26 protein-coding genes and 2 other annotated features are annotated in these 26,772 nt (G+C 35.7%); of the genes, 16 read left to right on the top strand and 10 right to left on the bottom strand.

Annotated features, from left to right (window positions below; translation table 11 throughout):
* Positions 1-206 precede the first annotated feature (206 nt).
* From hisB to hisZ, 4 genes are all read right to left on the bottom strand, one after another.
* Complete coding sequence (hisB, locus tag SPD89_RS12160) at positions 207-791, bottom strand: imidazoleglycerol-phosphate dehydratase HisB (RefSeq protein ID WP_336262219.1); 585 nt, start codon at positions 789-791, stop codon at positions 207-209.
* A 103-nt stretch (positions 792-894) separates the two neighbouring features.
* Positions 895-2,166: a histidinol dehydrogenase gene (hisD, locus tag SPD89_RS12155; RefSeq protein WP_336262218.1), complete on the bottom strand. Its 1,272-nt coding sequence runs from the start codon at positions 2,164-2,166 to the stop codon at positions 895-897.
* Positions 2,166-2,798: an ATP phosphoribosyltransferase gene (hisG, locus tag SPD89_RS12150; RefSeq protein WP_336262217.1), complete on the bottom strand. Its 633-nt coding sequence runs from the start codon at positions 2,796-2,798 to the stop codon at positions 2,166-2,168. The genes hisD and hisG overlap by 1 nt, the downstream gene beginning before the upstream one ends.
* Positions 2,799-2,800: 2 nt before the next feature.
* Complete coding sequence (gene hisZ / locus SPD89_RS12145) at positions 2,801-4,048, bottom strand: ATP phosphoribosyltransferase regulatory subunit (RefSeq protein ID WP_336262216.1); 1,248 nt, start codon at positions 4,046-4,048, stop codon at positions 2,801-2,803.
* A 122-nt stretch (positions 4,049-4,170) separates the two neighbouring features.
* Here hisZ and SPD89_RS12140 point away from each other — a divergent pair, with 122 nt between their 5' ends.
* The 5 genes from SPD89_RS12140 to SPD89_RS12120 all read left to right on the top strand — a co-directional run bounded on the left by SPD89_RS12140 (position 4,171) and on the right by SPD89_RS12120 (position 8,041).
* The gene (locus SPD89_RS12140) at positions 4,171-4,968 is read left to right on the top strand and encodes a histidinol-phosphatase HisJ family protein (RefSeq protein WP_336262215.1); all 798 of its coding nucleotides are present in this window, start codon (positions 4,171-4,173) and stop codon (positions 4,966-4,968) included.
* Between the two features lie 725 nt (positions 4,969-5,693).
* Complete coding sequence (gene murB, locus SPD89_RS12135) at positions 5,694-6,605, top strand: UDP-N-acetylmuramate dehydrogenase (protein WP_336262214.1); 912 nt, start codon at positions 5,694-5,696, stop codon at positions 6,603-6,605.
* Positions 6,606-6,674: 69 nt separating this feature from the next.
* Positions 6,675-6,830: a YtzI protein gene (gene ytzI, locus SPD89_RS12130; protein WP_336262213.1), complete on the top strand. Its 156-nt coding sequence runs from the start codon at positions 6,675-6,677 to the stop codon at positions 6,828-6,830.
* Between the two features lie 74 nt (positions 6,831-6,904).
* Positions 6,905-7,531, top strand: coding sequence for a glycerol-3-phosphate acyltransferase (locus SPD89_RS12125; protein WP_336262212.1), 627 nt, complete (start codon positions 6,905-6,907; stop codon positions 7,529-7,531).
* 24 nt (positions 7,532-7,555) lie between these two features.
* Positions 7,556-8,041: a DUF456 domain-containing protein gene (locus tag SPD89_RS12120; protein ID WP_336262211.1), complete on the top strand. Its 486-nt coding sequence runs from the start codon at positions 7,556-7,558 to the stop codon at positions 8,039-8,041.
* 102 nt (positions 8,042-8,143) lie between these two features.
* On the opposite strand, the gene SPD89_RS12115 is transcribed toward SPD89_RS12120, so the two are convergent.
* Together SPD89_RS12115 and SPD89_RS12110 are read right to left on the bottom strand one after the other, a co-directional pair.
* Positions 8,144-8,368, bottom strand: coding sequence for a hexameric tyrosine-coordinated heme protein (locus tag SPD89_RS12115; protein ID WP_336262210.1), 225 nt, complete (start codon positions 8,366-8,368; stop codon positions 8,144-8,146).
* A gap of 536 nt (positions 8,369-8,904) precedes the next feature.
* A complete protein-coding gene (locus SPD89_RS12110) occupies positions 8,905-9,501 on the bottom strand; it encodes a hypothetical protein (RefSeq protein ID WP_336262209.1) in 597 nt (198 codons plus the stop codon).
* Positions 9,502-9,638: 137 nt separating this feature from the next.
* Between SPD89_RS12110 and thiD the strand changes: the two genes are divergently transcribed.
* From thiD to serA, 3 genes are all read left to right on the top strand, one after another.
* On the top strand, positions 9,639-10,478 hold the full coding sequence (gene thiD, locus SPD89_RS12105; RefSeq protein ID WP_336262208.1) for a bifunctional hydroxymethylpyrimidine kinase/phosphomethylpyrimidine kinase: 840 nt from the start codon (positions 9,639-9,641) through the stop codon (positions 10,476-10,478).
* Between the two features lie 29 nt (positions 10,479-10,507).
* On the top strand, positions 10,508-11,056 hold the full coding sequence (locus tag SPD89_RS12100; protein WP_336262207.1) for a cysteine hydrolase family protein: 549 nt from the start codon (positions 10,508-10,510) through the stop codon (positions 11,054-11,056).
* Between the two features lie 740 nt (positions 11,057-11,796).
* Positions 11,797-12,020 (top strand) — a binding site (T-box leader).
* A 269-nt stretch (positions 12,021-12,289) separates the two neighbouring features.
* The gene (serA, locus tag SPD89_RS12095) at positions 12,290-13,876 is read left to right on the top strand and encodes a phosphoglycerate dehydrogenase (protein WP_336262206.1); all 1,587 of its coding nucleotides are present in this window, start codon (positions 12,290-12,292) and stop codon (positions 13,874-13,876) included.
* A gap of 531 nt (positions 13,877-14,407) precedes the next feature.
* Here serA and SPD89_RS12090 read toward each other — a convergent pair.
* Entirely contained in the window at positions 14,408-14,533 is a 126-nt protein-coding gene (locus tag SPD89_RS12090; RefSeq protein WP_336262205.1) for a hypothetical protein, read from the bottom strand.
* A gap of 290 nt (positions 14,534-14,823) precedes the next feature.
* Between SPD89_RS12090 and SPD89_RS12085 the strand changes: the two genes are divergently transcribed.
* From SPD89_RS12085 to proS, 4 genes are all read left to right on the top strand, one after another.
* A complete protein-coding gene (locus tag SPD89_RS12085) occupies positions 14,824-14,994 on the top strand; it encodes a hypothetical protein (RefSeq protein WP_336262204.1) in 171 nt (56 codons plus the stop codon).
* Between the two features lie 33 nt (positions 14,995-15,027).
* Complete coding sequence (locus SPD89_RS12080; protein WP_336262203.1) at positions 15,028-15,225, top strand: hypothetical protein; 198 nt, start codon at positions 15,028-15,030, stop codon at positions 15,223-15,225.
* Positions 15,226-16,019: 794 nt separating this feature from the next.
* Entirely contained in the window at positions 16,020-16,163 is a 144-nt protein-coding gene (locus SPD89_RS12075; protein WP_336262202.1) for a hypothetical protein, read from the top strand.
* A 136-nt stretch (positions 16,164-16,299) separates the two neighbouring features.
* Positions 16,300-16,535: a binding site (T-box leader), on the top strand.
* A gap of 62 nt (positions 16,536-16,597) precedes the next feature.
* Positions 16,598-18,034: a proline--tRNA ligase gene (proS, locus tag SPD89_RS12070; RefSeq protein ID WP_336262201.1), complete on the top strand. Its 1,437-nt coding sequence runs from the start codon at positions 16,598-16,600 to the stop codon at positions 18,032-18,034.
* A gap of 595 nt (positions 18,035-18,629) precedes the next feature.
* Here proS and SPD89_RS12065 read toward each other — a convergent pair.
* Positions 18,630-20,285, bottom strand: coding sequence for a glycerol-3-phosphate dehydrogenase/oxidase (locus tag SPD89_RS12065; protein WP_336262200.1), 1,656 nt, complete (start codon positions 20,283-20,285; stop codon positions 18,630-18,632).
* Between the two features lie 311 nt (positions 20,286-20,596).
* Here SPD89_RS12065 and udk point away from each other — a divergent pair, with 311 nt between their 5' ends.
* Positions 20,597-21,235 carry a uridine kinase gene (gene udk, locus SPD89_RS12060; protein WP_336262199.1) on the top strand — a complete coding sequence of 213 codons (639 nt, stop codon included), beginning with the start codon at positions 20,597-20,599 and terminating at the stop codon, positions 21,233-21,235.
* A 391-nt stretch (positions 21,236-21,626) separates the two neighbouring features.
* Here udk and SPD89_RS12055 read toward each other — a convergent pair whose 3' ends face one another.
* Positions 21,627-22,016, bottom strand: coding sequence for a thiol-disulfide oxidoreductase DCC family protein (locus tag SPD89_RS12055; RefSeq protein WP_336262198.1), 390 nt, complete (start codon positions 22,014-22,016; stop codon positions 21,627-21,629).
* Between the two features lie 53 nt (positions 22,017-22,069).
* Positions 22,070-23,035, bottom strand: coding sequence for an oxygen-dependent tRNA uridine(34) hydroxylase TrhO (gene trhO / locus SPD89_RS12050; protein ID WP_336262197.1), 966 nt, complete (start codon positions 23,033-23,035; stop codon positions 22,070-22,072).
* Positions 23,036-23,238: 203 nt separating this feature from the next.
* Here trhO and kynU point away from each other — a divergent pair, with 203 nt between their 5' ends.
* The 3 genes from kynU to SPD89_RS12035 are packed head-to-tail and all read left to right on the top strand — an operon-like array spanning position 23,239 to position 26,771.
* Positions 23,239-24,522, top strand: coding sequence for a kynureninase (gene kynU, locus SPD89_RS12045; RefSeq protein ID WP_336262195.1), 1,284 nt, complete (start codon positions 23,239-23,241; stop codon positions 24,520-24,522).
* A gap of 21 nt (positions 24,523-24,543) precedes the next feature.
* Positions 24,544-25,398, top strand: a complete 855-nt coding sequence (gene kynA, locus SPD89_RS12040) for a tryptophan 2,3-dioxygenase (RefSeq protein ID WP_442961140.1) — start codon at positions 24,544-24,546, stop codon at positions 25,396-25,398.
* 23 nt (positions 25,399-25,421) lie between these two features.
* Positions 25,422-26,771 carry a sodium-dependent transporter gene (locus tag SPD89_RS12035; protein ID WP_336262194.1) on the top strand — a complete coding sequence of 450 codons (1,350 nt, stop codon included), beginning with the start codon at positions 25,422-25,424 and terminating at the stop codon, positions 26,769-26,771.
* Position 26,772: the final 1 nt, after the last annotated feature.

The raw sequence follows: 26,772 nt of genomic DNA, 5'->3' as shown, positions 1-26,772 counted from the left end.
TCCCCGTCTTGCAGATCGACTCGACATGTTGGAAAAAGACTCGACGTCATGCGGATCGACTCGACATCTTAGATCTGGACTCTGCATGTTGTTAATCGACTCACATTCCGGAGCGGAGGTAGAGTCACTTTTTAAATCGTTACGTCACAGTATCCTTCAACTATGAAGGTTTAAAAGCAATAATACTTTTGTAGAAAAACTATAATTTATAATAACCCCTTAGTTGATGGGATCCCTTTCACTCTTGGATTCAAACTGCTTGCTGCGTCTAATGCGCGAGCAAATGCTTTAAAAATTGCTTCGATCATGTGGTGGGTGTTTGTACCATACACTAGGTTAATATGTAAGGTTATACCGGCATGATTAACAAACCCTTGAAAGAACTCTTGTACAAGTTCTGTATCGAAATTACCGACTTTATCTTTTAAACCTTCTACTCGGTACACGAGATGAGGTCTCCCGCTAATATCCAAATGGACTGTAGCGAGTGCTTCATCCATTGGGATGGAAACTGTAGCATAACGGGTAATTCCTGCTTTATCCCCCATAGCGGCATTAAAAGCTTGACCTAATGCAATACCAATATCTTCCGTAGTGTGGTGTTGATCTACTTCAATATCTCCATCACATGAAACGTTTAAGTCAAAGAGACCGTGTCCAGTGAATAAAACTAACATATGATCCAAAAAGCCAACACCTGTATTAATTTTTCCTTTTCCTTCTCCGTCGATTAAAAAATCTAATTCAATTTTTGTTTCCGCTGTTTTTCTAGAAATAGAATGTTTCCTCAAAGCAAAACCTTCCTTTACATATTTATTCTTGTGGATTGTGGCTTTTTTTTAAGATCTTGTATCCTATTCCACATAAAAGATGCTAAATAAAACTTACACACGCTTATTTTTTTCTGCGAATTGAAATGGATTTAGCGTGTGCATGTAAACCTTCCAAGTTTGCTAATGTTTCGATATAATCAGCTTCTTTTAATAAAGCCGCTTCCGAATAACGAATTATGCTCGACTTTTTCATGAAATCATACACACCGAGTGGGGAAGCAAATTTTGCGGTCCCGCTTGTCGGAAGTGTGTGGTTTGGTCCTGCTAAATAATCACCAAGTGGTTCTGGAGAATAATTACCTAAGAAAATTGCTCCTGCATGCTTTACATCTGGTAAATGATCAGTTGCATTTTCAATCATTAGTTGCAAATGCTCTGGCGCAATATCGTTGACGAGTGTGAAGGCTTCCTTCATATTATCAACAACAATAATTTGACCGTTATTGTCGATCGAAGCTTGAGCAATTTCACGCCTGTCTAATTCAGTTAATTGTTTCTCTACTTCCTCTTTAATTTGTTCCGCCAATCTAATATTAGCCGTAATACAGATGGAGGTTGCTGCCTCATCATGTTCTGCTTGAGAAAGTAGATCTGCCGCAACATAATCAGCTCTTGCTGATTCATCAGCGATAACACAAATTTCACTAGGACCAGCAATCATATCAATAGCGACATCTCCATATACCCATTTTTTTGCACGGGCCACAAAATCATTTCCAGGGCCGACGATTTTATCGACTTTTGGAACTGATTCTGATCCATAGGCAAAAGCTGCAACGGCTTGAGCACCTCCCATTTTAAAAATCTGCGTAATACCGACTCTTTTTGCAGTAACTAAAACATGTGGGTTAATTTTCCCGTCCGCTTGTGGAGGTGTAGCGATATAGATAGAGGGGACTCCTGCAAGATGTGCTGGTATAAGATTCATTAATACAGTAGAAGGATAAGCAGCCTTACCACCAGGAATATATACTCCGACTCGATCCATAGGAGTTACCTGTTGCCCGAGCAAAACCCCATCTTTTTTATTCAAAAACCAAGATTTTTCGACTTGTGCCTCATGAAACGTTTTAATGTTTTCTTTAGCAGTCTCAATTGCTTCAATGAATTCCTTACTTACAATCGTTTCAGCTTCAGCTAACTCATCATCAGTAACAACTAAATTTTTTAATTCCACATGATCAAATTTTTTCGCATAATCAAATAGCACTTGATCACCATTGGCACGTACATTTTGAATGATTTCTAAGACTATTTTGTCAATTTGTTCATTACGTTCTACTTCATGCGTTTTTTTGTCTAATTGAAATTCGGAAATTGTTTTTATTTTCATTAGGAGTCCTCCAAAACTGCTTTTAGTTGATCGATAAAGTGTTGAATTTCGTTCGTTTTTGTAGCAAAGCTTGCTTTATTGACAACTAGCCTTGTACTAATTTGTTCGACATTATCTAAAATAGTTAAGCCGTTTTCTTTTATGGTACTGCCGGTTTCTACAATATCGACAATACAATCAGCCATATCAATAATCGGTGCAAGTTCTACGGAACCGTTTAGTTTAATTGTTTCAACAGGAATGCCCTTTCTTGAAAAGTATTTCTTAGCCACATTCGGATATTTTGATGCGACTTTTAATGAAGTTCCTTTTGTCATTGGAATATCTTTTAAACTAGCAACTACAAATCGACATTTTCCAAGATGCAGATCTAATAATTCATAAATATCTGCCTCAGCTTCTAAAATATTGTCGCGACCTACGATGCCAATGTCAGCAGCACCTTGTTCTACATAAGTTGTAACATCAACGGCTTTTACATAGATCAATTTAATCGATCTGTCTTTATTATAAAAAACAAGTTTACGACTTTTTGTATCAAAGTCGGGAAAAATGATATTTGCCTTTTTTAAGAGACGCAATGAATCTATTGCTGTTCGCCCTTTTGCTAATGCAAGTGTTAGTTCTGCCAATGTTACTCTCTCTCCCTAACTTGTTGAAGTAACTCGATGATTTCATTATGTGTTTTAAAAGGAATTGTTTCATCTCCTGCAATTAATATTTTACTATCTTTATTCAACTTTACCGTAAACCGTGAATTTGGAATTCTACTTGCTTTCGTTGAATCGACATATGTTAGCACATTATATTGCTTACCTCTTAATAATTTTGCAAGTTGTAGGCCTTCTTTATCTGTTACATTTTCGAATAAAATAGTTATATCAATTGGGTTCATTTGCGGTAACGTATTTGATTCAATCCCGGCAATTAAGAAGTCAACATCACAGGCGAATCCAATTGCAGGTAGATTTGAACCAAATTGATGTGCAAGTGTATTATAGCGCCCTCCCATTAAGATAGGTTTCCCAACCTTTTCGACAAATCCCTGAAAAATCATATCGGAATAATAATCCATATGGTTAATTAGACTTAAATCAACGACGATATGTTCTGCTACCCCATAAGCTTCTAGAAATTTGAAAATACTATAGATGTTGTCCAAAGTATCTTTCATCTCTTTATTAAGTGGCAGTTCTTTTGCTTTTGTAATGACATCAAGCGGATTCCCGTATAAAAATGGTAATGACCGGACAATTTCTTTAATACCTGAATCAACAGCTTGGCATGTTAAAAATTGTTCAATTTCTGTAATGTTTTTGGCTTGAATATATTTCTTTAATTCTGCTAAATCTTGTTTTTCTAATTGCATATCTGTTACTAATTGTTTAAAAAAACCTGCGTGACCTAATTCAACTTTGTAATTATTAACTTGTAAATCTTCTAATAGCTGAATCGCCAATGCGATAATTTCTGCATCCGCTTCAGGAGATGGATTACCAAAATACTCCACACCAGCTTGTGTACTTTCTCGGAAATCTTTTGTTTCTTGAGTTTGTCTAAACACATTTAAAACGTAGAAATAGCGTAAATCTTCATGTAACTCTTTATTATTTAATGCAATTTGCTGTGTTATCGGAATCGTTACATCGGGCCGGAGAACTAAGACTTCTCCTGTATTGTCAATTGTCTTAATCATTTCTTGATGATTAACTGTCCCGTTCATTTTTGCATATAAATCATAATGTTCAAAAGAAGAAGTCACAATTTCACTATAGCCAAACGTTGTAAAACGCTGTTTAATTTTTTGAATGATTTGTTGTCGGGCAAAAATTTGCTCGACATTAATAACTAGATTGTTTTCTATGTTATGATATAAATACATATTTTTAAAAATGCCCCTTTATGAATTTATCACTTCATCACTTTACTAAGATAAAGTATACGGTGTAAATATAGTTTAATAATAAACTATTGAATTGTCAATTACAAATTGGAGGAATACGAATGTTTGATTACCATATGCACAGTAATTTTTCAGCAGATTGTAAAACACCAATGGAAGATACAGTCAACGCTGCTGTACAAAAAGGAATTAAAGAGATTTGTTTTACGGAACATATTGATTATGATTACCCTGATCCAACAATTAATTTCGAACTTGATTTAAAAGCGTATGACCAAGAAATTAAAACAATTCAAGAAAAATATAAAGAGAAGATTGTGGTGAAAAAAGGGGTTGAGATCGGAGTTCAACCCCATGTTTTAGATTATTGTACGAATGTATTAGAAAAGGAAACATTTGATTTTATAATTTGTTCGATGCACGCAGCAGATAAGAAAAACTTGCATTGGGGAGATTTTTTTAATAATAGAACGCCAGAAGCTGCATATGAATTATATTATGAAGAATTTTTATATTGCGTCCAAAAATTTGACAGCTACAGTATTTTAGGACATTTAGATTTAGTAAAACGATATAAAAAGTTAACTAGTAATGCTGATTTCCATGATATTATTCGAAACATATTTACAACAATCATTCCAAAAGGTAAGGGAATTGAAGTGAACACTTCTGGTTTTGCCTATGTTTTAGATAGTGCGATGCCAAGTATCGACATTTTAGAATTATATAAAGAATGTGGCGGAGAAATAATTACCGTCGGTTCAGATGCACACGAAGCGGAGCATGTTGGGCGTCATATTAAAGATATATATGAACTATTGGAATCGCTCGGTTTTAAATACATTGCAACATTTGATAACTTAGAGCCGAAATTCCATTCGATTAAGCAATTAGTTTGAATAGAAATGGAGCTTACTTATCATTTGTTTTACGTAAAATACTTTTGACGATATTCATAAACTGTGCAGTAACTTGAGTAATTTTCTTTATAAATATCAAACAAAGTTGCGATGTGAATACCGCTTCGGCAGAATACTTCGCTTTCCGCGGGCACGGCCTCAGCCTCCTCGCGGAAGACCACCGCTGCGGGGTCTTCGGACACGTGGGACTGCCACTATCGTTCGTCCCATCGAAAACCGTTTGCTGTTCCCGCAGGAGTCTACGTATTCTGCCTACGCTAGTTGGAAAAACATGTATCCTTCCAGCGAAGGAAATACACGGAGACTCCTGTGGGAGGAAAGGCCTCGGTGAGACTACGCAGGAGCGAAGCGACGAGGAGGCTCATCAGCCGCCCACGGAAAGCGGAGTGTATTTCCGTAGCGGTATTTTACTTTGCAACTTGTCTACATTTTCGAAGCGGAAATCAACGAAGCTGTTACTAATTTACAAATTTTCACTACTGCACAGTTTCCTTTAACTATGACTATAAAATAGTAATAAAATGTACGAAATGTATTTTCAGGAAGGTTTTTTGATGGTTTAAACGTGGTTAATTGGTAGAGATGAATGGCTCGATTATTTTAGATAAACAAGGACAAATAAACGATAATTTTATATAATGGTTTTAGACTTTTTAATCGAAGGGCAATAGACCTTCTTTAGGATAGTACTATCATGTTGAGGAATGATTTTCGTGAGAATATATGAACAGCTAGTTAATATTGTATCTACAGATAATGTAGTTAAAAATAAACCTTTAAAAAATCACACGTATACTCGTTTGGGCGGGAACGCAGACTATTTTGTTACCCCGACGACATATGAACAGGTACAGGAAGTGGTAAAACTTGCAACAAAAGAAAATATTCCATTTATGTTACTAGGAAACGGATCTAATTTAATCATTAAAGATGGTGGAATTCGTGGAATTGTCATGTATCTAGGAAAATTAAATAATATTAAGGTGGAAAAAACTAAAATAATTGCTCAAAGTGGAGCACTTATTGCAGATGTATCAAAGCAAGGTTTGGCAAGTCATTTAACGGGACTAGAATTTGCTTGTGGCATTCCTGGTTCAGTCGGGGGTGCACTTTTTATGAATGCGGGTGCATATGGGGGAGAAATTAAAGATGTTTTGCATCAGGCAAAAATTATAGATAAAGAAGGGAATTTAAGAACGATTCAAGCAGAAGAGCTAGATCTAGCTTATCGTACTAGTAATATCCCTAAAAACGGATATATAGTACTTGAGGCAGAGTTTGCCTTAGAGAAAGGGAATTACGAAGAAATTAAAGCGGTGATGGATGATCTTACTTTTAAACGCGAATCAAAACAACCGCTTGAGTACCCTACATGTGGAAGTGTCTTTAAACGACCACCTGGCTATTTTGCAGGGAAGCTTATTCAAGACAGTGGATTACAAGGTAAGCAAATCGGTGGAGCACAAGTTTCTTTAAAACATGCTGGTTTTATTATTAATAAAGAAGGTGCTACCGCTAGTGAATATATTGCATTAATTCAATATGTACAAAAAATTGTGAAAGAAAAATTTGGAGTTGAATTAGAACGAGAGGTACGAATTATCGGTGAGGACTAAAAAAGTAGACTTTATTGGAGAATTTACGTACGATACTAGTAAATCTACAAAAAGGTTGGGTGTGTCAAAATGGCAATGTCAGCAATGGTGATTAGTATCATTTTAACGGTTGGAATCCTACTTTTATCGCTATTAACCATTTCTAAAGGATATGGATATAAACATACAATTGATCCATTAGAAAAAGATGAGCATGAAGAAACGAAGAAGAACCCAAATCTATAGATTTAAAATAAGCAAGGTTCTTTTTAATGAATGTATCATATGATGCAGTAGGAAAGGAAAAGGAGGGATAGGAATTGTACCTTCTGCTTATTACAATAATTGTAGGATATATGTTTGGTTGTATTAATGGTGCCCAGATTATTGGGAAGTATAAAAGAATAAATATAAGAAATAATGGATCGAAAAATGCCGGTGCGACTAATACAACAGTTTTACTAGGTTGGAGATATGGATTTATCGTTGCTTTTATCGATATCATTAAAGCAGTTATTTCTCTTATGTTTATAGCTATTATACTGGAAAAATATGTTCTCTTATCTGAGATTCAATTTTTACTGTTTTATATAAATGCCTTATTTGTTGTTGTTGGCCATAACTTTCCAATTACAATGAGTTTTAAAGGTGGAAAAGGAACTGCATCATTTTTTGGTGTTTTACTATTTCTAGACTGGAAATTTGCTGTAATGGGACTAATTATTTTATTACTTTTTGCTTTTGTAACTAATTATTTTGTGACTGGTACATTTATGCTCTATATATCATTTATAACGTATACAGTTTATACCTTTGGAAAAGGTGCAACCTATATTGCCTTTTTATTTACGATATTGTTTTTAGTGAAACATAAGGAAAATTTCAAACGGATCATGAATAAAGAAGAGGTAAAGTTGTCAACACTGTTTCAAAGAGAGGTTAGCTAGACATTATCCTAGGAGAACGAACAGATGGAATTTGTCATTTGGACAATAATAATTTGCTTGTTTATTTTAAGCATGGTTGGATTATTTGTGCCGATTATTCCAGCCGTAGCCGCAATATGGCTCAGTTTTGTGCTCTATCACTTTTTTATAAACAGTAGTGAGTTGACGACCATGTTTTGGATTGTTATGGTCGTTTTTACCATTATCTTAATCGGGTCAGATCTAGTTACAAATCGGTACTTTGTTAATAAATTTGGCGGCAGTAAAGAAAGTCAGTGGGGCGCTATATTAGGTGTAATAATAGGAATATTTGTATACCCGCCGTTTGGGATAATTATTGTTCCATTAGTGCTTGTTTTTTTAATTGAAATTGTCGGACAACGGTCGGTTAAAGAGGCAAGCCTGGCCTCAGTTGGTGCCATAGCTGGTTTTTTAAGTGGAGTAATTGCGAAGTTTCTAATTCAATCCATTATGATCGTATGGTTTTTTATAGATGTTTTTTTATTTTGAGCTTGTAGAGAGATCTGCAAGCTTTTTCTTTTGCCCTTTACTGATTGAAAGGCTTCCGACCAATTTTCGGAAGCCCTTCAATATTGAATTTGTTTCATAACTCTATTTCCAATAATTATTCGCTGCCGCAATTGTCTGAAAATGTGTTGCAGCTACTTGAGAAGCTAAAGTTAGACTATCTGCATTTTTTGCATATTCTGCTCTCAGTTTGTTCTGAATTTCATCAGACTGTTGCGTGTACTCGACTCCTTTTCTGGAAAGTTTAAGTGCAAGCTCAAATCCTTCTTGAGGTGTATTCGTTTGTAAACTAGTCAGCCAGTCTGTCATTTGTTCTGTCTCCTTTCTGTAAGTAAAGTAAAAAGAAGCTACAATTCCATGTTAAGTAGTCTTTTCTTTTTTTTTGCATAATATTCCATTCAATTGAACAAATTAATGGTGATAAATTATCAAAATGAGGATAGAACAAAATGAATTTTAAAAATTATACTATATTGGCAAAGAATTTTTGCGAAGGATGTTCAAAAAGTCCGGTGAAAATGACACATCTCATTTCTTCGTTGGCTTGCTTTTCCGCTACTCATGTTTTTAACTCTATACGTTCCGTTGCCGGGAGCTACGCCGCCTCGAACTGCTCGGTCCTTTTCATCCTCCTTTTTGAATACCCACTATAAGAATCTTTTAATAGAGCGACATATACAATGATAAAGCGAAATGTAGAGTATGAAACACTTTTGGATTCTATGCAACGTAAGGTAAGAATTTTTTGTGATTAATAAGCGTTAGACGTATTATAAATGAAAATTAGCTAAGAGCATCTAGCTTATTTATCTTTATCTTCATTCATACAAGCTAACTATGGTACATTATTTTACCATTGTATTAATAATATATACTTCCTCATAATCTGTCGCTGCTTTTAAATCTTCTTCACTTTCAATTTCTGAACGAATGTGGACAGATTCGTTATCTGTTAAGGCGACTGTACCGATAACTTTCTTCTCATCTAAATGAATTGAAGTTGGCATATTGACCATCCCAAAAGCAGAACCCATATACTCCTTTTCAAGTACTGTTTTCGATTCCATACTCGTTGTTCCTCCCTCTGACATGATAGAGACGAGCCATTCTAATTCCTTACGATTCGTTTGCTTGGAAATAAGCACACGAATTGGCTTTGATAGATCGGTATCATCAAGGTAAGAATTAAATAACATGACTTCTTCCTGCTTTTCTCCATTTTTATATTGATCGATTGATACTTCAATGACTTCCGCATTTTTATTGTTAATCTGTAATTCAATCACACTCGCATAGTCGCCAATTAATTCAAGCAAATTCTGTTCAAAAGTGGATAAATTTGCACTGTCGATTGTTACGGGAGTATCATTATTATTTTTTTTCGTACATGCAGTGAGAAAACTAATGAGGAAGATGAAAAGTATCATGATGAGACGTTTCAAATCCAGGACCTCCGTAATATTATTTTGAAAACAACTATTTGTGTATGATATACTTGTTAAAAAGTATAAATTTTCAGTTAAAGATATAATACGTATCTTACTATACTTTAGTCAATCTATAAAGAAGGGATTTTATCATGAACAAGCCATCACGAGTATTAACAATAGCCGGATCAGCGGCCGGAGGGAGTGCGGGAATTCAGGCAGATTTAAAAACATTTCAGGAATTGGATGTATACGGAATGAGTGTCGTAACCGCGATAGTTGGACGTCACCCAATAACAAATAAAAATGTTCACCCGCAAACGATAGAAGCGATTGAAGCCCAATTTTCTACTGCAAATAATCAAGTTGGTTTCGATGCCATTAAAACAGGGATGTTGTTCTCTAAAGAAGTAATCGAAAAAACTGCTGAACTTCTATCGTCAATAGCTATTAAAAATATTATTGTCGACCCAGTTATGGTAGGAAAATTGGATTCCAAACTGTTAAAAGATGATGCGATCGATGCATTGAAAAATAAGTTGATACCATTATCAACAGTCATAACGCCAAACATGTCAGAGGCGTCTATTTTGCTTGATGATCGTAAATTAAGTAGTGTCGATGACCTTAAACAAGCGGCGATCGATCTTCATAAATTAGGTCCAGATTTTGTATTAGTTAAGGGAGGACGTTTGGAAGGTCCCGCTGTTGATGTTCTATATGAAGGGACTACATTAACTACTTTTGAAGCACCGCGAATTAATACGGTAAATACAAGTGGAGCAGGATGTACTTATTCTGCAGCGATTACGGCTTACTTAGCTAAAGGAAAATCAATCCATGACGCGGTTTTACTGGCAAAAAATTTTATTACTACTGCAATTGAACATAGCTTTACGTATACTGATCAAGTTGGGCCGACATATCATGCAGCTGAACGTAAATATGGAGAGGCACACTCAATTATTGTACAAAAAGATAGTGTTTCATAAGTACTTTTTTAAATAATGGGGGAATAAAAATGAAGCGTGCTTTAATAAATGTTGATTATACGTATGACTTTGTGGCAGAGAATGGCAAGTTAACATGCGGTGTTCCCGGGCAGGCAATTGAGGGAAAAATTGTTGCTATTACTAAAGAGTTTCTAGATGCTGGTGATTTTGTAACTTTTGGAATTGACGCTCATGAAGAAGGAGACGAGCTTCATCCAGAGTCCAAACTATTTCCTGCTCATAATATTGTAGGTACGAGTGGAATGGATCTATATGGAGGACTCAAAGAGCTTTATGAGGAACATAAACAAAATAAAAATGTATTCTACTTTGAGAAAACTCGCTATAGTGCGTTTACCGGTACGAACTTAGAGTTAAAACTTAGAGAAAGAGATATAAAAGAAGTCCATTTAGTAGGTGTTTGTACAGATATTTGTGTGTTACATACAGCAGTAGATGCTTATAATAAAGGATTTGATATCGTTGTGCATAAAGATGCTGTTGCCAGCTTTAATCAAGCAGGACATGAATGGGCGCTTGAACATTTTAAAAATACATTAGGAGCAACAGTAAAGTAAAGCACTAATTTGGACAATTTCCATAAAATGTGCAGTAAGGTTTGAATAGCAATAGTCCTTACGGAAATACAATGAGTGCTTGCTCACTTCTTTGCAAAATTGGTGATGAAATACCGCTTCGGAAGAATACTTCGCTTTCCGCGGGCACGGTCTCAGCCTCCTTGCCCCGACAAGGGGTATGCCGACGTTGTCCGCAAAGGACGCTTTTAGTCGGCCATCATTAAATTACCGCTGCGGGGTCTTCGGACACGTGGGACTGCCACTATCGTTCGTCCCATCGAAAACCGTTTGCTGTTCCCGCAGGAGTCTACATATTCTGCCTACGCTAGTTGGAAAAACATGCATCCTTCCAGCGAAGGAAATACACGGAGACCCCTGTGGGAGGAAAGGCCTCGGTGAGACTAAGCAGGAGCGAAGCGACGAGGTCGATGACAATCGTCACGTCCTGTGATGTCATCGACACTACGTCCTGTACGTCGGAGGCTCATCAGCCGCCCACGGAAAGCGCAGTGTATTTCCGTAGCGGTATTTTATTTTGCAACTTCTCTACATTTTCGAAGTGAAAATCAACGAAATTGTTACTAGTTTTTAAATTTCACTACTGCACAGTACCCTTCAACTATGCAGTAAAGAAATAAAGTTTTGGAAAATATCAGACAAAAACTTGTCAAAATTTGTTGTCTAAAAATGTTGACAATTGAAGCTAATTTGCTATGATAAAGAGGTAAATTAACAATATTAAAATTATAATGAAGAAGATACGTTTATTATTTTTAAGACAGTTAGAGAGCTAGTGGTTGGTGGAAACTAGTGCTTAAGATAATAAATAGCCCTTACTGAATAGACGAATTGAACGTGAGTAGATTCGTACGTATGTGTGCGTTAAACACGTAACCAACGAAGACTGTTTATTTTTGCAGTGAACAAGGGTGGTACCGCGGAAAAATACCTTTTCGCCCCTTACATATTTAGGGGTGGAAAGTTTTTTTATTTTTATTAATGATTTACCATTATAAAAGGAGCTGTGCATCAAGATGAACCATTACGGATTCTAAACTCATAGGGGATATTGAAACCAGTTGATATGTAGAAAGTATTTAGTATGTTTGAAATTGATAAAAAAAGCTTAGACAAGTTATCAAGTGTGGGCAAGGGGTAACCCAACAGCATATGCATATTTCGCCAAAACGGCTTAAACTATATTTAGACCCCAGAGGAATGAGGAGGAGAAAAATGGCTTTTAAAATATTAATTAGTGATCCACTAAGTGAGGATGGTATTTTTCCATTACGAGAAGCTGACAACATCGAAGTAGAAATTGATACAGGTCTTTCACCGGAAGAACTACTAAATAAGATTGGTAATTTCGATGGTTTATTAGTTCGCAGTCAAACACAAGTAACTCGCGAAGTGATTGAAAAAGGACATAACTTAAAGGTGATTGGTCGAGCTGGTGTGGGCGTCGATAACATTGATCTAGACGCTGCGACAGAAAATGGGATTATCGTCGTAAATGCACCAGATGGAAATACAAACTCTGCTGCAGAGCATACGATGGCAATGATTATGGCATTAGCGAGAAATATTCCACAAGCATATATGTCCATCAAAAACAAAAAGTGGGATCGTAAATCGCATGTCGGTATCGAATTACGTGATAAAACACTTGGAATTGTTGGACTTGGAAGAATTGGGGCAGAGGTTGCACGGCGCGCAAAAGGTCAAAGAATGAATGTTATTGCCTATGATCCGTTCTTTTCAAAAGAAAAAGCGGAAGCTATGGGAATTGGTTACGGTACATTGGACGAGGTGTTAGAAGCTGGAGACTTTATAACTGTTCATACACCGCTCCTAAAAGAAACACGCCATATTATTAATAAAGAAGCCTTTGCAAAAATGAAAGACGGTGTTCGTGTCATAAACTGTGCACGAGGCGGTATTATTAATGAAGATGATCTTTATGAAGCAATCGTTAATGGAAAAGTAGCTGGTGCGGCACTTGACGTTTTTGAAGAAGAGCCTGCCATTGACCATAAAGTGCTTGAATTAAATGAAGTAATTGCAACTCCTCATCTAGGAGCTAGCACGATTGAGGCGCAAGAAAATGTTGCCATTGATGTCAGTCATGACGTAGTACGTATTCTGTCTGGCGGGCTTGCAAGGAACCCGGTTAATATACCTTCTGTACCAAGAGAAGTAATGCGTAAAATTGAACCATATTTTTACTTGTCTGAAAAGCTGGGTCTGTTTTTAGCTCATCTTGCAGAAGAAGCTATTGAAGAAATTAACATTAATTATGCCGGAGATTTAACAGCACTCGAAATTGCCCCACTTACTCAGAACACATTAAAGGGTTTATTAAGTCGCTATTTAGGAACACATGTTAACAATGTGAATGCTTCTTATCTAGCTGAACGAAAAGGCATTACGGTACATGAAAAGAAAACATCCGCAGCTCGAGGTTTTACAAATTTAATTACAGTTGAAATAATTACAAAATCCAAAAAACAAAGAGTATCTGGAACATTATTAAATGGTCTAGGCGCACGTATTGTAAAAGTGGATGATTACAGTATGGACGTTATTCCTGAAGGTCACTTAGTGTTCGTTCACCATGTTGACCAGCCTGGTGCAATCGGTCGTGTCGGTAACTTACTTGCAGAAAATGATGTAAATATTGCTACAATGCAAGTTGGACGTAAACATATTGGTGGAAATGCGATTATGATGCTTACGATTGATCGCCCTTTAACAAAAGATGAATTGGCTCAAATCCGATCTATGGAAGGATTCGATCGTGTTACAACTGTAGATTTATAATACAACTGCTTGAATTGATTATGTTGATCAATTCAAGCAGTTTTTTGGTTAGATGCTCATGCATTGGTAGATCGAAAAATAACTGTTATTTTGAGCCGTGCTTGTATAAATTTGCAACAGTAACCACACTTTGGGCGGGGTGGAGCATGTCGTTTTTGCTATAAATCGGTAGTTAATATTATAAAATCAAAAAAGAATCCGCATTGATAAAAGAAAATGGTCAAAATGGATTCTTTTTGAAAACTAATTTATACGGTTCACTCCCAAAAAGGTCATTCATTCATTTTTTATACTATATATGGTATTGAAACAGTAAAATAGTTACTATATATTGTGTTTTTTGAATTCCCCTTTTTAGAAAACTTCCTTTTTGGGGACTAACCATTTATACGCATTAATTGCTTTTGAATAATAGAGAAAAACCATGTAACTTGTAACCCAATGGTAACTGTATTTAAAACTAATTTACTAACACTAAAAATGTTGTAATACAAACTGCATAAACTCCCATTAATCCAAGTGATATTTTACTTAATTTTGATTTAAAGAAAATCCTACTTTCAATCCAGACTTAAGTAAACTAACTATAAGAGTTCCGACCGCTAAGAATAAAGAAGTCATAGCAATCAATACTGCAAACATTGCAACTTGTTCCACCAAAAAAACTCCTTTAATGGTTTTAATTATAATACAAGAATCGACGCATGGCATATAGAACTAAGTGAAAGAGATAATTATCACTATGTCGAACATTGTCGTAAAAATAGTGTAGCCAATAGTTTTTAGTTAATATATAATTCATGCTATTATTTTTTTAGTTTCAACTATTACAGAACCGCTAGCTATTAGTTAGGGGTGATGCATTAACTTCTTTTGATGATTTTGAAGAGGGATTTTTTAATGATGAATTACCTTTAGAAGATCTTACTTTTGATGACTTAGAAAAAATGAGTGAAGATGAACTTGAAGAATTTGGAATAAATACGGATGAAAATGCTGGTAAATTTAATACTGAGATTTTGGATGAGAATTTTGATTTTGAGGCTGCTGTTAATGATTTAGACATAGCAAAAATGGACAAAGAGGAAAAGGATGAATTTCTACAAGTTATTGAATAAGTAGCAGCAACTTCTGGTACGGAAGAAGTTGAATTGTTAGAGGAAGCACTTATTGATATTTTTGATAGCGATTCTGAAACATTTAATGATTTAGAGGCTACTCAGGAAAACCTAGAAGAAGCTTATGTAGAAAAACTCGAATCTGAAGAAATAGCACTTCTTTCCAGGACGAAAAAGTTGATTTTTGGTTCAAATAAAGCATACGTAGCTAAAAGGAAAAGGGTAAAATAAGAGTTGGTGTTAATCTTGCTGGAGCCGTATTTAATGTAGCGATTAGTGGGGTTGTTGGTGGCGGTGTTAGTGCACTTAAAAGCTATATTAAAAAGAAAGGCAAGAAAGTAGTCGCAAAGAATTTATCTAGGGTAGCTACTGCTCAAGCGAAAAAATTAAAAATAAAGTCAGTTAGAGGGGTAGCTATAGTAACAGTAATTTCTAGTGCTATTTATGTTGCCCTTAGATTATTTAGATGTTGGTGTAGCCCTAGCTAGGGTTATAGATTCCAAAGATTGGTATAGAAATAATGGGTGGATTGATATAACAAAGTGAGGAGTTTAATTTAAAATGAAGTATTTAAGATACATTATTTATCTAATTATTTTAATTTCAGTTGCGTATTATACGAGTATGTACATTACTGATAAGGAGAAAATATACACCTATGTTATTACTTTCTTTATAATTACCCCTATTGTTTTTTTAATTCTTTATTTGGAATTTATCAAAATCCAAAAAAAAACAAAAAATGAATGATTATCTAAAACGGGTTCAGGATAGCTGACTTTAAGCGAATTTGAATCCGTTTTTTTCCTTTCTCTTAGATTTAAAGAAGCGTGGAAATACTCACAATTTTCCACCTTTTTAGATTATCTTAAAGATAAAACAATTGTTTTGATCTAGTTTGGTTGCTATTTTTCAAGTAAGAGCGATTTATCAAGCCAGCCATCTAAGCGTTTTATCAAACGTATAAGGTTTGGATTTTGTCGTTAGGAAAGAATAACGATTGAAAAAAGTAGGTGGTGGTGACAATGAACGATAAAGCAGGCGAACAAGTCGGTATCAATGAAATTATTGACACTTACTTAATGCCGTATGTTAAACGGATAGATCGTGAGGCACTTTATCCAAAGCATTATATCGAAAGGCTTGGGCATACTTTTTGGTCAATTTAACGCCAACCGTAAAACATTTGGAGAAAATTAAACAAGAAAATGCTTATGGTTAACGTCAAAGTTAGTTCTTTGACGCTTTCTTTTTTACCTGCTTGACTTTATGAAATTCAACATATATATTAACATTATATATAGTCATAAAACGATGAAGAGGAATAGTATAACTTATAATCTTTTTCAGAAAGGAAATGGGGATGGGAATTTCCAAAGATGTAAGTTAGAACCTGCCTACCCGAGTTTGCTATCGAACGGATCTAATGAATCATTGGATTACATAAGATATGCACGGTTTAAAACCGTTATCTTGAAGAGTGTATATTTGTGAATTTTAAATGTAAACAAGGGTGGTACCACCAAACCTCGGTCCCTTATCGGATAACGAGGATATTTTTATGCGTTTTTGAGAATAATTAATTACACGTGAGGTGTTCGTAATGGGTAAAAACAAACAATTCGTCGAAAAAATAACTGCGATGGAAGAAGATTTCGCACAGTGGTATACCGATGTTGTAAAACAAGCGGAATTAGTGGATTACGGAATGGTTCGCGGGACGATGATCATGAAGCCATATGGTTTTGCAATTTGGGAAAACGTCCGTGATGCATTAGACTGGAAAATTAAAGAGACAGGTCATTCAAATGTAGCTTTTCCACTATTTATTCCTGAAAGTCTCCTGCAAAAAGAAAAAGATCATGTGGAAGGGTTTGCTCCCGAGGTAGCTTGGGTAACGCATGGTGGAGATGAAGAACTTGCTGAAAGGCTCGCAATTCGACCAACATCTGAGGTGCTTTTCTGTGATTACTACTCGGAGAATATTCATTCGTATCGGGATTTACCAAAATTATATAACCAATGGGCGAATGTGGTACGTTGGGAAAAAACAACGAGGCCATTCCTTAGATCATCGGAGTTCCATTGGCAAGAAGGGCACACCGCACATGCGACAAACGAAGAAGCGGCAAAAGAAACAGCTCAAATGCTTGATGTATATGCAGATATTGCGGAAAACTATTTAGCAATCCCTGTAATTAAAGGGCGAAAGACAGAAATGGAGAAGTTTGCTGGTGCTGAATATACGATTACGATTGAGTGTATGATGCATGACGGAAAAGCATTACAAGCAGGTACATCACATAATTTTGGTTCCGGTTTTGCAGAAGCCTTTGACATTACGTATTTAGATAAAGAAGGAAAAAGCCAGTATGTTCATCAAACATCCTGGGGTCTATCAACACGTATCATGGGCGCACTCATCATGGTACATGGAGATAATCGTGGGTTAGTTGTGCCACCTCGTATCGCACCAACCCAAGCAATGATTGTACCAATTGCTCAACATAAAGAGGGTGTTTTGGATAAGGCGTATAATTTACGTGATAAGTTAGCTGATATTGTTCGTGTGGATATCGATGCTAGTGATAAAATGCCTGGTTGGAAATTCAATGAATGTGAGATGAAAGGTTATCCTGTTCGAATTGAAATTGGACCAAAGGATATCGAGAAAAATCAAGTTGTACTCGTTCGTCGTGACACAAATGAAAAAGAATTCGTTTCCATGGATCAATTAGAAGAACGTCTACCAGCTCTTTTAGATGAAATCCAACAAAATCTTTATGATCAAGCATTAGCACACCGAAATAAAAAAACGACAGACGTTAAAAGTATGGAAGAAATGGAAAAAGCACTTGAAGCAAATCCAGGTTTTATGAGAGCGATGTGGTGCGGAAACGATGCATGTGAGGAAAAAGTAAAAGAGGAATTACAAGTGACCTCTAGATGTATTCTATTTGAACAAGAAAAAATTGATGACAAATGCTTTTGCTGTGGGAAAGAAGCAAACGAAATGGTGTATTGGGCACGTGCATATTAAGATAAAAACAGATCCTTATGAGGGTCTGTTTTTTATTTGGAAAAGAATTAGAATCTCTTTAATAGTGTTTTTTTTATCCCTGTAGATATAATGTACTAAAATACTTGGTAATTCTTCTTTTTTAATGACTTTTCACTCTAACTTTTAACAAAAATATCTTCATTTGTAATAAGTAATTATGAATCCAACCTAACTAAAAGAAGCAGCAAGGAAAATCGTGCACGATACAGAAGAGACGGTTTTACTTTTAGGAAGAGGTGGGAGAGATAAATAGTTATATGGGAAAACGTAGAAAATGTTATTCTCGAAATTATTATAACATTTTGATCTAAATGCGATTGTAACTGAATTTGATCAAAAAACATTATTAATTAAAGTGCGTGTTCAAAAGGGAGGTTAAAAAGAACCAAGAAGTTCGAGGCGGCGAAGTTTCGAGCAGCGAAATGTATGCATTTAGATACATGAGTATCGGAGAAACAAGCCAATGAAGAAATTCGTAGTGTCATTTTTACCGGACTTTTTGAACATCCTCTTAAAGAAGAGGCTGCTATTTACTAATCGAATAGAAGCCTCTTTGGTGGTATTTGACTTTAAATTAAATAGCAGCTTCATGTAAAGCCCTCTCTAACTCTTCACTGTACTCTTTTTTCTGGTCTACATTCCATCGTAATGATTTAGCCATATAATTTATAACAGGAGTTTTATTGTCCATCACCCAATTAATATCAAAGAATAAGGCACTTGTGCGGCGAATAAAGAAATCTACAGGCATAAAAGTTAGTTCATAATCGATACTATATATCAGCTCTGCCAAAACAAATGGATCAATCTGTTCCTGTTTAGCTTTTTCTATATTTTCTTGGTAAATAGAAAAGAGTGTATCCACATTTCCTCCATACATATTAATTAGTTTTCGAACGATAGTTTCCGGAATTCCTAAAGCCTTTCCTTCTGTTAGTTTTTGTTTTTTAGAATATTCAAACCCTTTTGAACCACCGACGTTCCCACCGGATAAAGGTAAATGTTTTGTCACGGAACTTGAATAAAGAATGCCATCTTCTTCTTTTAATTGTTCTACTACAGTATTAACAGCTTCTTCTGCCATTTTACGATAGCCTGTTAGCTTGCCGCCAGCGATAGAAATAAGACCTGATTCAGAAATGAAAATTTCTTCCTTACGTGAAATTTCACCCGGTTTTTCACTATCTCCGTCTGAGAATAAAGCCCTTACTCCCGCCCAGCTTGATTCAACATCATCAGCTTGAATATTTAATGACGGAAATATGAATTGGATGGCGTCTAAGATATAATCCCGGTCTTCAGTTGTAGCGGTGATGTTTTCAATATTACCCTCATAATACGTATCTGTCGTTCCTACATAAGTCTTATCGTCACGCGGAATTGCAAAAATCATTCTGCCGTCCGGACTATCAAAGTAAATAGCTTGTTTAAGTGGGAAGACTTTCTTAGAAAAGACAAGGTGGACCCCTTTAGATAAGTGTAACGTTTTGCCTTCTTTAGAATGATCCATCTCTCGTAAATCATCAATCCACGGGCCACTGGCACTGATTACTTTTTTTGCATAAATTTCATGTATTTCCCCACTAATCATATCTTTTACTTTAGCGCCACAAACTTTACCTGATGCATTATAAATCAAATCAACTGCTTTAGCATAATTCATTGCATGGGCGCCACGTTCAATTGCTTTTTTCAATACTTCAATAGTTAGACGAGCATCATCTGTTTTATATTCAACATAATAGCCGGCGCCTTTTAAACCTTCCCTCTTTATAAGCGGTTCTTTTTGTATCGCCTCTTTAGAATTAAACATTTTACGACGTTCACTTTTCTTTACCCCAGCAAGGAAATCATAGACCCGTAATCCGATATTTGTTGTAAGGGGGCCAAATGTGCCATTTTTATAAAATGGCAACATCATCCATTCGGGTGTTGTAATATGTGGAGCATTTTCATATACAATCGCTCGTTCCTTTCCGACTTCAGCAACTAATTTAACTTGAAGTTGTTGTAAGTAGCGTAAGCCACCGTGAACCAATTTAGTAGAGCGACTGGAAGTACCAGAGGCAAAATCTTGCATTTCAACAACTGCGGTTTTTAATCCTCTTGTTACGGCATCTAATGAAATCCCTGCTCCGGTGATACCGCCTCCGATTACTAGCACGTCTAATTTTTCTTGTTTCATTTGTTTAAACCGATCATTTCGATAATGACTTGAAAATAATGACATTTTTATCTCTCCAATCGTGTATTTGTAACATTGACTTTATATTGATTCCTATACTTATCATTTCTCATAAACCAATAAAAAAACCACAAAACGTACTTGCACTCGATGGTGTAAGTGTTTGCGGTTTCTCCATTCTCTATCCAAGATATATTAACCTATCTATATAGTAACAAATTTATGTTTTATAAACAACACATATATGTGTAGGGATAAAAACAGAAATAAATCTGTCCTCATATATATTTAGCAAATTTATGTCTAATCCTGTATGATTTAGTAAGAGAAAAATGAAGGAACAGGGGAGCGAAAATATGTCTTTAAAAAAACCAGTTGTTATCGGAGTTGCAGGAGGCAGTGGCAGTGGAAAAACTTCAGTAACTCGTTCAATTTGCAAAAAATTCCGTGATAAAACTATTCTTGTCATCGAGCAAGATTTTTATTATAAAGATCAAAGCGATCTGTCCTTTGAAGAAAGACTAAAGACGAATTACGATCATCCTCTAGCGTTTGATAATGATTTACTCATCCAGCATTTAAAAGATTTAATTGATCTTAAACCAATAGGGAAACCAGTTTACGATTACAAACTTCATACCCGCTCAGATAAAGTGATAACGGTAGAACCGAAACAAGTCATTATTGTAGAGGGAATTCTCATTTTGGAAGATCCGCGCCTAGTTGAATTAATGGATATTAAAGTATTTGTTGATACAGACTCTGACTTAAGAATTATCAGGAGATTGCTACGAGATATAAAGGAACGTGGTCGATCACTTGATTCGGTAATTAATCAATATATTAACGATGTAAGACCAGCTCACTTACAATTTGTAGAGCCCACAAAGCGATATGCGGATATTATCATTCCGGAAGGTGGACAAAATCATGTGGCAATAGATATTATGGCAACAAAAATAGAGAAAATACTTGCAGATAATAACAAAATTTAGCAGAACTTTGGTGTTTTGCTTTTTTGTGTAAGGATGTTTTCCATAAAGTTTTGGACTGTACTTGGATACTCCCATTGAAAAAATCTAGGGTGTGTCAAAATCCATAAACTGTTACATAATAAATGAGTTACAATGGACTTCTGTTCTGATGGGCACATAAAGGTTCACTATGTGCCCGTTTTTCATGAATTCCTAATCTGTCGGGCTCAAAAAGGTTTACTATGTGCCCCGTTTTTCATGAATCCCTGCTCTGATGGGCATACTAGCATAAATATTCTTTATACGATCTAGAGGTCACAAAGGGTACAGCGAGAAACGACCCAGCTAAATACGTCACAGTTTCCTTCAACTACAAAAATAAAAGCAAAACAAACTGATGAAAAGAGTTTTTTTACAGAAACCTTTTCTTTATTTCGGGAGATGGAATTGGGCATGTATCTTTTTTTCCAAACCATTTATATCGGTTGGCTGCTATGATCTGATAAATAAAGTCACGAATTGGTCTAGGGACAAGGATGAAAATATAAACACATTTCCATAAAAATTTCAGTTTTTTACTAATTCTAAGCGCCGCTGTTGATTTCGTGTAAAAGCGATCATTTTCAATTAACACTAAACTGTTTACATTTTTAGGGATATGATACGTTTCTAATAAATCTTTTCCAATTTCACTTTGTTGGGATGCAAATCTGAATATGCCTTTAGGATCTCTTTTTATGATGAACCGGACATTCCAGTTACAGAAATGACACTCTCCATCAAATAAAATAATGTTACTCATTTTCATCCTCTCCTTTGCAAAAAAGACGACCCTTTCCAAAGGTCGTCCCCTGCTTAAACTTCTTGTTTTTCTTGTTCAATTGCCTTTAAACGTTCTTCCACTTCTTCTTTTGTTAATCCGTGCTCTTTTACATACAGGTTGTTTGGACTTCTTCTGCAAGCGTCTGTACATCCACGTAAATATTTATGTTCATTTTCCTCGGAGCATAAAATTTGTTTATTACATACTGGATCAGCACAGTTAACATATCGCTCACACGGTTTCCCATCAAAATGATCTTTTCCGACAACAACATGTTCCGTACGATTAATTGGTACAGTTAGTCGGTTATCAAACACATAACATAAGCCATCCCATAATTTACCTTGTACTTCTGGATCTTTTCCATAGGTGACGATACCGCCCTCTAGTTGAGCGACATCTTCAATTCCTTCTTTCATTAACCAGCCAGTGAACTTTTCACAACGAATACCGCCTGTACAATAGGTTAATACGCGTTTGCCTTCAAGTAAATGTTTATTTTCCTTCACCCAATCTGGTAATTCTCTAAAGCTATGAATATCTGGGCGAATTGCGCCACGGAAATGACCTACATCATATTCATAATCATTTCTAGTATCTAAGATAACTGTATTTTCATCTTGCATCGCTTCATAAAACTCATTTGGTTTTAAATATTCTCCTGTTAATTCATTTGGATCAACAGGTTCTTCTAAACGTAACGTTACAAGTTCTTTTCTTGGACGAACATGCATTTTTTTGAACGCATGACCGTCATGTTCATCAATTTTGAAAAATATATCTTCAAAACGTGGATCTGCATGCATTTTTTCCATATAAGCATTTGTTTGCTCAACAGTTCCTGAAACAGTGCCGTTTATCCCGTTATGAGAAACTAAAATACGACCTTTTAAACCAAGGTTTTTACAAAACTCTAAATGCTCCGTTGCAAATTGTTCATGATCGTCGATAGGAACAAATTTGTAGTAGAGTAATACTTGATATTTTTCTTTTTCCATTACTATTACCACCTGTTTTTTATATTTACAAGATACAAAAATTGGAGGTTTTATATGCTTTTTATACTCTTGCAATAATCAATTGTATCAAAAATTGCAACTTGACTCCAGTATTTATTTTTACCAATAAGATTGGCTATTTACTCTTTTAACCTGGTTATGTATATTGTATATAATAATAATCTAAATAAGGAGGTTTTAATATGCTTAATGACTTTCCTCTTACTAGGAGTACAGCTGAAAAACTGGATGAACAAGATGAACTGAAAAAGTATCGACAAGAATTTTACTTTCCAAAGAATAGCATCTATTTTGATGGAAACTCTTTAGGTCTTCTGTCAAAGCGTTCAGAGGAAGCGCTTCTACGTATGCTTGAATCGTGGAAGCGATTTGGAATAGATGGATGGACGGAAGGGGATGAACCTTGGTTTTATTTATCTGAACGATTGGGGGAAATGACGGCTTCTTTATTGGGTGCTGAAGCAGAAGAAGTAATTGCAACCGGTTCTACAACAATCAACCTTCATCAAATTTTAACAACTTTTTACAAACCAAACTCGTACAGAAATAAAATAGTAATCGATGGATTAAATTTTCCAACAGATATTTATGCAGTAAAATCTAATCTGATGGCTCGTGGATTGGAACCGAAGGATCATTTAATTCGTGTAGAGAGTAGAGATGGACACTTGCTTAATGAAGAAGATATTATGGAGACATTTTCAGATGAAGTAGCGATGGTAGTATTAAGTGGAGTTTTATATAGAAGTGGGCAAGTGCTTGATATGGAATATATAACAAAGGAAGCTCATAAACATGGAATTCTTGTTGCGTTTGATTTATGCCATTCTATTGGTTCGGTGGAACATGAATTAAGTAACTGGGGAGTAGATTTTGCCTTTTGGTGTACATATAAACATTTAAATGGAGGTCCTGGTTCTGTAGGAGGACTTTATGTAAACAAAAAACATTTTGGTAAATCTCCAGGATTAGCCGGGTGGTTTGGGTCTAAAAAAGAAAAACAATTTGATTTAGAACATAAGATGACACCGGCTGAACATGCAGGCGCATATCAAACAGGAACGCCTCAATTGTTAAGTGCTGCACCTTTACTTGGTTCTTTATCGATGTTTCAAGAAGTTGGAATGAAGCAAATCCGAAAAAAATCGTTACTGTTAACAGAATTTTTATTAAAGCTCATTAACCAAGAACTTAAGAAATATGCTTTTACTAATCGAACTCCGACGAACCCGAAAAATAGAGGAGCACATATCTTTTTGGAACATGAGGAAGCGGCACGAATTTGTAAAGCGCTAAAAAAACAACATGTTATTCCAGATTATAGAGGACCAAATGGAATACGCCTTGCACCAGTAGCTCTTTATAGTACATTTACAGAAGTTTGGGAAGCGGTGCAAGTTTTAAAAAGCATTATGGAGAAAGAGACATATAAACAATTTAAAAATGAACGGAATGTGATCGCTTAATATGTTTCGGGAGGGATAAACGTGTCTAAGTCCATTTCTGACTTATATAAAAATTTGCAGAATGAGAAAGGAATTCATACTGATTTCAAAGATGACATGACATATAGCGACTATTTACATTTGGATACAGTTTTAACTAGTCAGCATCGTCTATCTGGTCACCATGATGAAATGTTATTTATTATTATTCATCAAGTGAGTGAATTATGGATGAAATTAATTCTTCATGAGTTAACATCAGCGATTGACTCTATCGCCGCGGGGAAACTATCTAATGCATTTAAAATGTTGGCACGTGTTTCACGAATACAAACACAAATTATCCAAGCATGGGATGTTTTAGCCACACTTACCCCAGCTGAATATTTGGAGTTTCGGGATAGATTAGGAAAAGCTTCCGGGTTTCAATCTTATCAATACCGGTTAATCGAATTTGCACTTGGATATAAATCAAAACATATATTAAAAATTTACGAAAATGACCCCGCAATTTATAACGCTCTTATGGAAGCGTATAAAGCACCGAGTATTTATGATGTATCTATTAAAGCTTTAGCGAGTGCAGGTTTTCCAATTAATCAAGAACTATTGTCCCGAGATTACTCTGTCGTATATCGTGGGGATCCGACTGTAAAAGCTGCCTGGGAAAAAGTATACAAAAATGTGGATAAGTACTGGGATTTATATGAGTTAGCTGAAAAATTAGTTGATATAGAAGATTGGTTGCAACAATGGCGTTTTCGACATATGAAAACAGTAGAACGAATTATCGGATTTAAAATAGGGACAGGAGGGTCAACTGGTGTCAACTATTTAAAAGAAGTTTTAGAACATCGTTTTTTTCCAGAATTATGGGATTTACGAACAACGTTATAAGAGATGAAAATGGAGGGATTGGGATGGAAGAAAAAAAGGATCAGTGGACATCCAAATTAGGATTTATCCTAGCTTCGGCTGGAGCAGCAATAGGACTTGGAGCAATTTGGAAGCTTCCTTATGTCACAGGAATGAGTGGAGGGGGAGCATTTTTCCTTATCTTTGTCATCTTCACGCTAGTCATAGGTCTACCAATGTTAGTTTCTGAGTTTATTATCGGTAGAGGAGCGGCGAGAGAAGCGGTTAGTGCCTATAAAAAGTTGGCTCCAGATAGTATGTGGGTTTGGGTAGGGAGACTAGGAGTGTTGGGCTGTTTTTTGCTTTTAACATTTTATAGTGTTGTCGGTGGATGGGTACTAATTTACAGTGGGATGAGTCTGCCAGGAAAAATAATTTCCGATGGCGCAAATTATGAAGCATTGTTCGGCTCAGTAGCAGGCAGTCCAGGGATTACGATGTTCGGGTTACTTTTGTTTACAATTATTAATGTTCTTGTCATATCAATGGGAGTCCAAAATGGTATCGAAAAAGCGAATAAATATATGATGCCATTGTTATTTATCTTTTTCATTATATTAGTAATTCGTTCTGTGACATTAGATGGAGCAATGGAAGGTATCCGATTTTTTCTAGCACCAGACTTTTCAAATATTACTGCTGAATCATTATTATACGCTCTTGGACAGTCGTTCTTTTCTTTAGCGGTTGGATTTTCTTGCATGGTTACGTACAGTTCTTATTTAAAACGTGATGTTAGTTTAACTTCCTCTGCCGGAGCGGTAGTCGGGATGAATATATTTGTCTCTCTATTAGCTGGCTTAGCAATCTTTCCGGTTGTATTTGCTTTCGGTTTAGAACCCGCTGAAGGACCTGGCTTATTGTTTATGGTTCTCCCAGCTGCATTTGCCCAGCTGCCTTTTGGTTCCATTTTTTTAAGTTTGTTTTTATTATTATTCTTATTTGCGATATTAACGTCATCTTTTAGCTTATATGAAATTATTGTGGCAGCGTTTACTGCAAACGGTAAATTTTCACGTAAAACAGTAACTTGGATATTGGGAGCGATATTAATGGTCGTTGCGATTCCTTCTGCTCTTTCTTCAAGTACATTGGCAGGGGTGGAAATATTTAATAAAAGTATTTTTGATGCAACGGATTATTTAGTTAGTAATATCATGTTACCATTGGGTAGTTTGCTAATTGCGATTTTTATTATTCATAAAGCAGATAAAGCTCTTGTAAAAGAAGAATACCAATTAGGGGGGAAAGGAACAGGTAATATGTATTCCCTGTGGCGAGCACTAATGACATGGGTTGTTCCAATTACAATTGTGATTGTTTTCTTAAATACATTGGGTATTGTGAGGGGATAGG

It is taken from the genome of Pseudogracilibacillus sp. SO30301A (assembly GCF_037072025.1).
Classification (GTDB): Bacteria; Bacillota; Bacilli; order Bacillales; family Amphibacillaceae; genus Pseudogracilibacillus.
This window is presented reverse-complemented; position numbering and strand designations above follow the sequence as displayed.

Coding starts and splice junctions, on each gene's coding strand:
- hisD (WP_336262218.1), bottom strand. CDS start 2,166: ATGAAAATAAAAACAATTTCCGAATTTCAATTAGACAAAAAAACGCAT.
- hisZ (WP_336262216.1), bottom strand. CDS start 4,048: ATGTATTTATATCATAACATAGAAAACAATCTAGTTATTAATGTCGAG.
- SPD89_RS12140 (WP_336262215.1), top strand. CDS start 4,171: ATGTTTGATTACCATATGCACAGTAATTTTTCAGCAGATTGTAAAACA.
- murB (WP_336262214.1), top strand. CDS start 5,694: ATGATTTTCGTGAGAATATATGAACAGCTAGTTAATATTGTATCTACA.
- ytzI (WP_336262213.1), top strand. CDS start 6,675: ATGGCAATGTCAGCAATGGTGATTAGTATCATTTTAACGGTTGGAATC.
- SPD89_RS12120 (WP_336262211.1), top strand. CDS start 7,556: ATGGAATTTGTCATTTGGACAATAATAATTTGCTTGTTTATTTTAAGC.
- SPD89_RS12115 (WP_336262210.1), bottom strand. CDS start 8,368: ATGACAGACTGGCTGACTAGTTTACAAACGAATACACCTCAAGAAGGA.
- thiD (WP_336262208.1), top strand. CDS start 9,639: ATGAACAAGCCATCACGAGTATTAACAATAGCCGGATCAGCGGCCGGA.
- SPD89_RS12100 (WP_336262207.1), top strand. CDS start 10,508: ATGAAGCGTGCTTTAATAAATGTTGATTATACGTATGACTTTGTGGCA.
- serA (WP_336262206.1), top strand. CDS start 12,290: ATGGCTTTTAAAATATTAATTAGTGATCCACTAAGTGAGGATGGTATT.
- SPD89_RS12085 (WP_336262204.1), top strand. CDS start 14,824: ATGAGTGAAGATGAACTTGAAGAATTTGGAATAAATACGGATGAAAAT.
- SPD89_RS12075 (WP_336262202.1), top strand. CDS start 16,020: ATGAACGATAAAGCAGGCGAACAAGTCGGTATCAATGAAATTATTGAC.
- proS (WP_336262201.1), top strand. CDS start 16,598: ATGGGTAAAAACAAACAATTCGTCGAAAAAATAACTGCGATGGAAGAA.
- SPD89_RS12065 (WP_336262200.1), bottom strand. CDS start 20,285: ATGTCATTATTTTCAAGTCATTATCGAAATGATCGGTTTAAACAAATG.
- udk (WP_336262199.1), top strand. CDS start 20,597: ATGTCTTTAAAAAAACCAGTTGTTATCGGAGTTGCAGGAGGCAGTGGC.
- SPD89_RS12055 (WP_336262198.1), bottom strand. CDS start 22,016: ATGAGTAACATTATTTTATTTGATGGAGAGTGTCATTTCTGTAACTGG.
- trhO (WP_336262197.1), bottom strand. CDS start 23,035: ATGGAAAAAGAAAAATATCAAGTATTACTCTACTACAAATTTGTTCCT.
- kynU (WP_336262195.1), top strand. CDS start 23,239: ATGCTTAATGACTTTCCTCTTACTAGGAGTACAGCTGAAAAACTGGAT.
- SPD89_RS12035 (WP_336262194.1), top strand. CDS start 25,422: ATGGAAGAAAAAAAGGATCAGTGGACATCCAAATTAGGATTTATCCTA.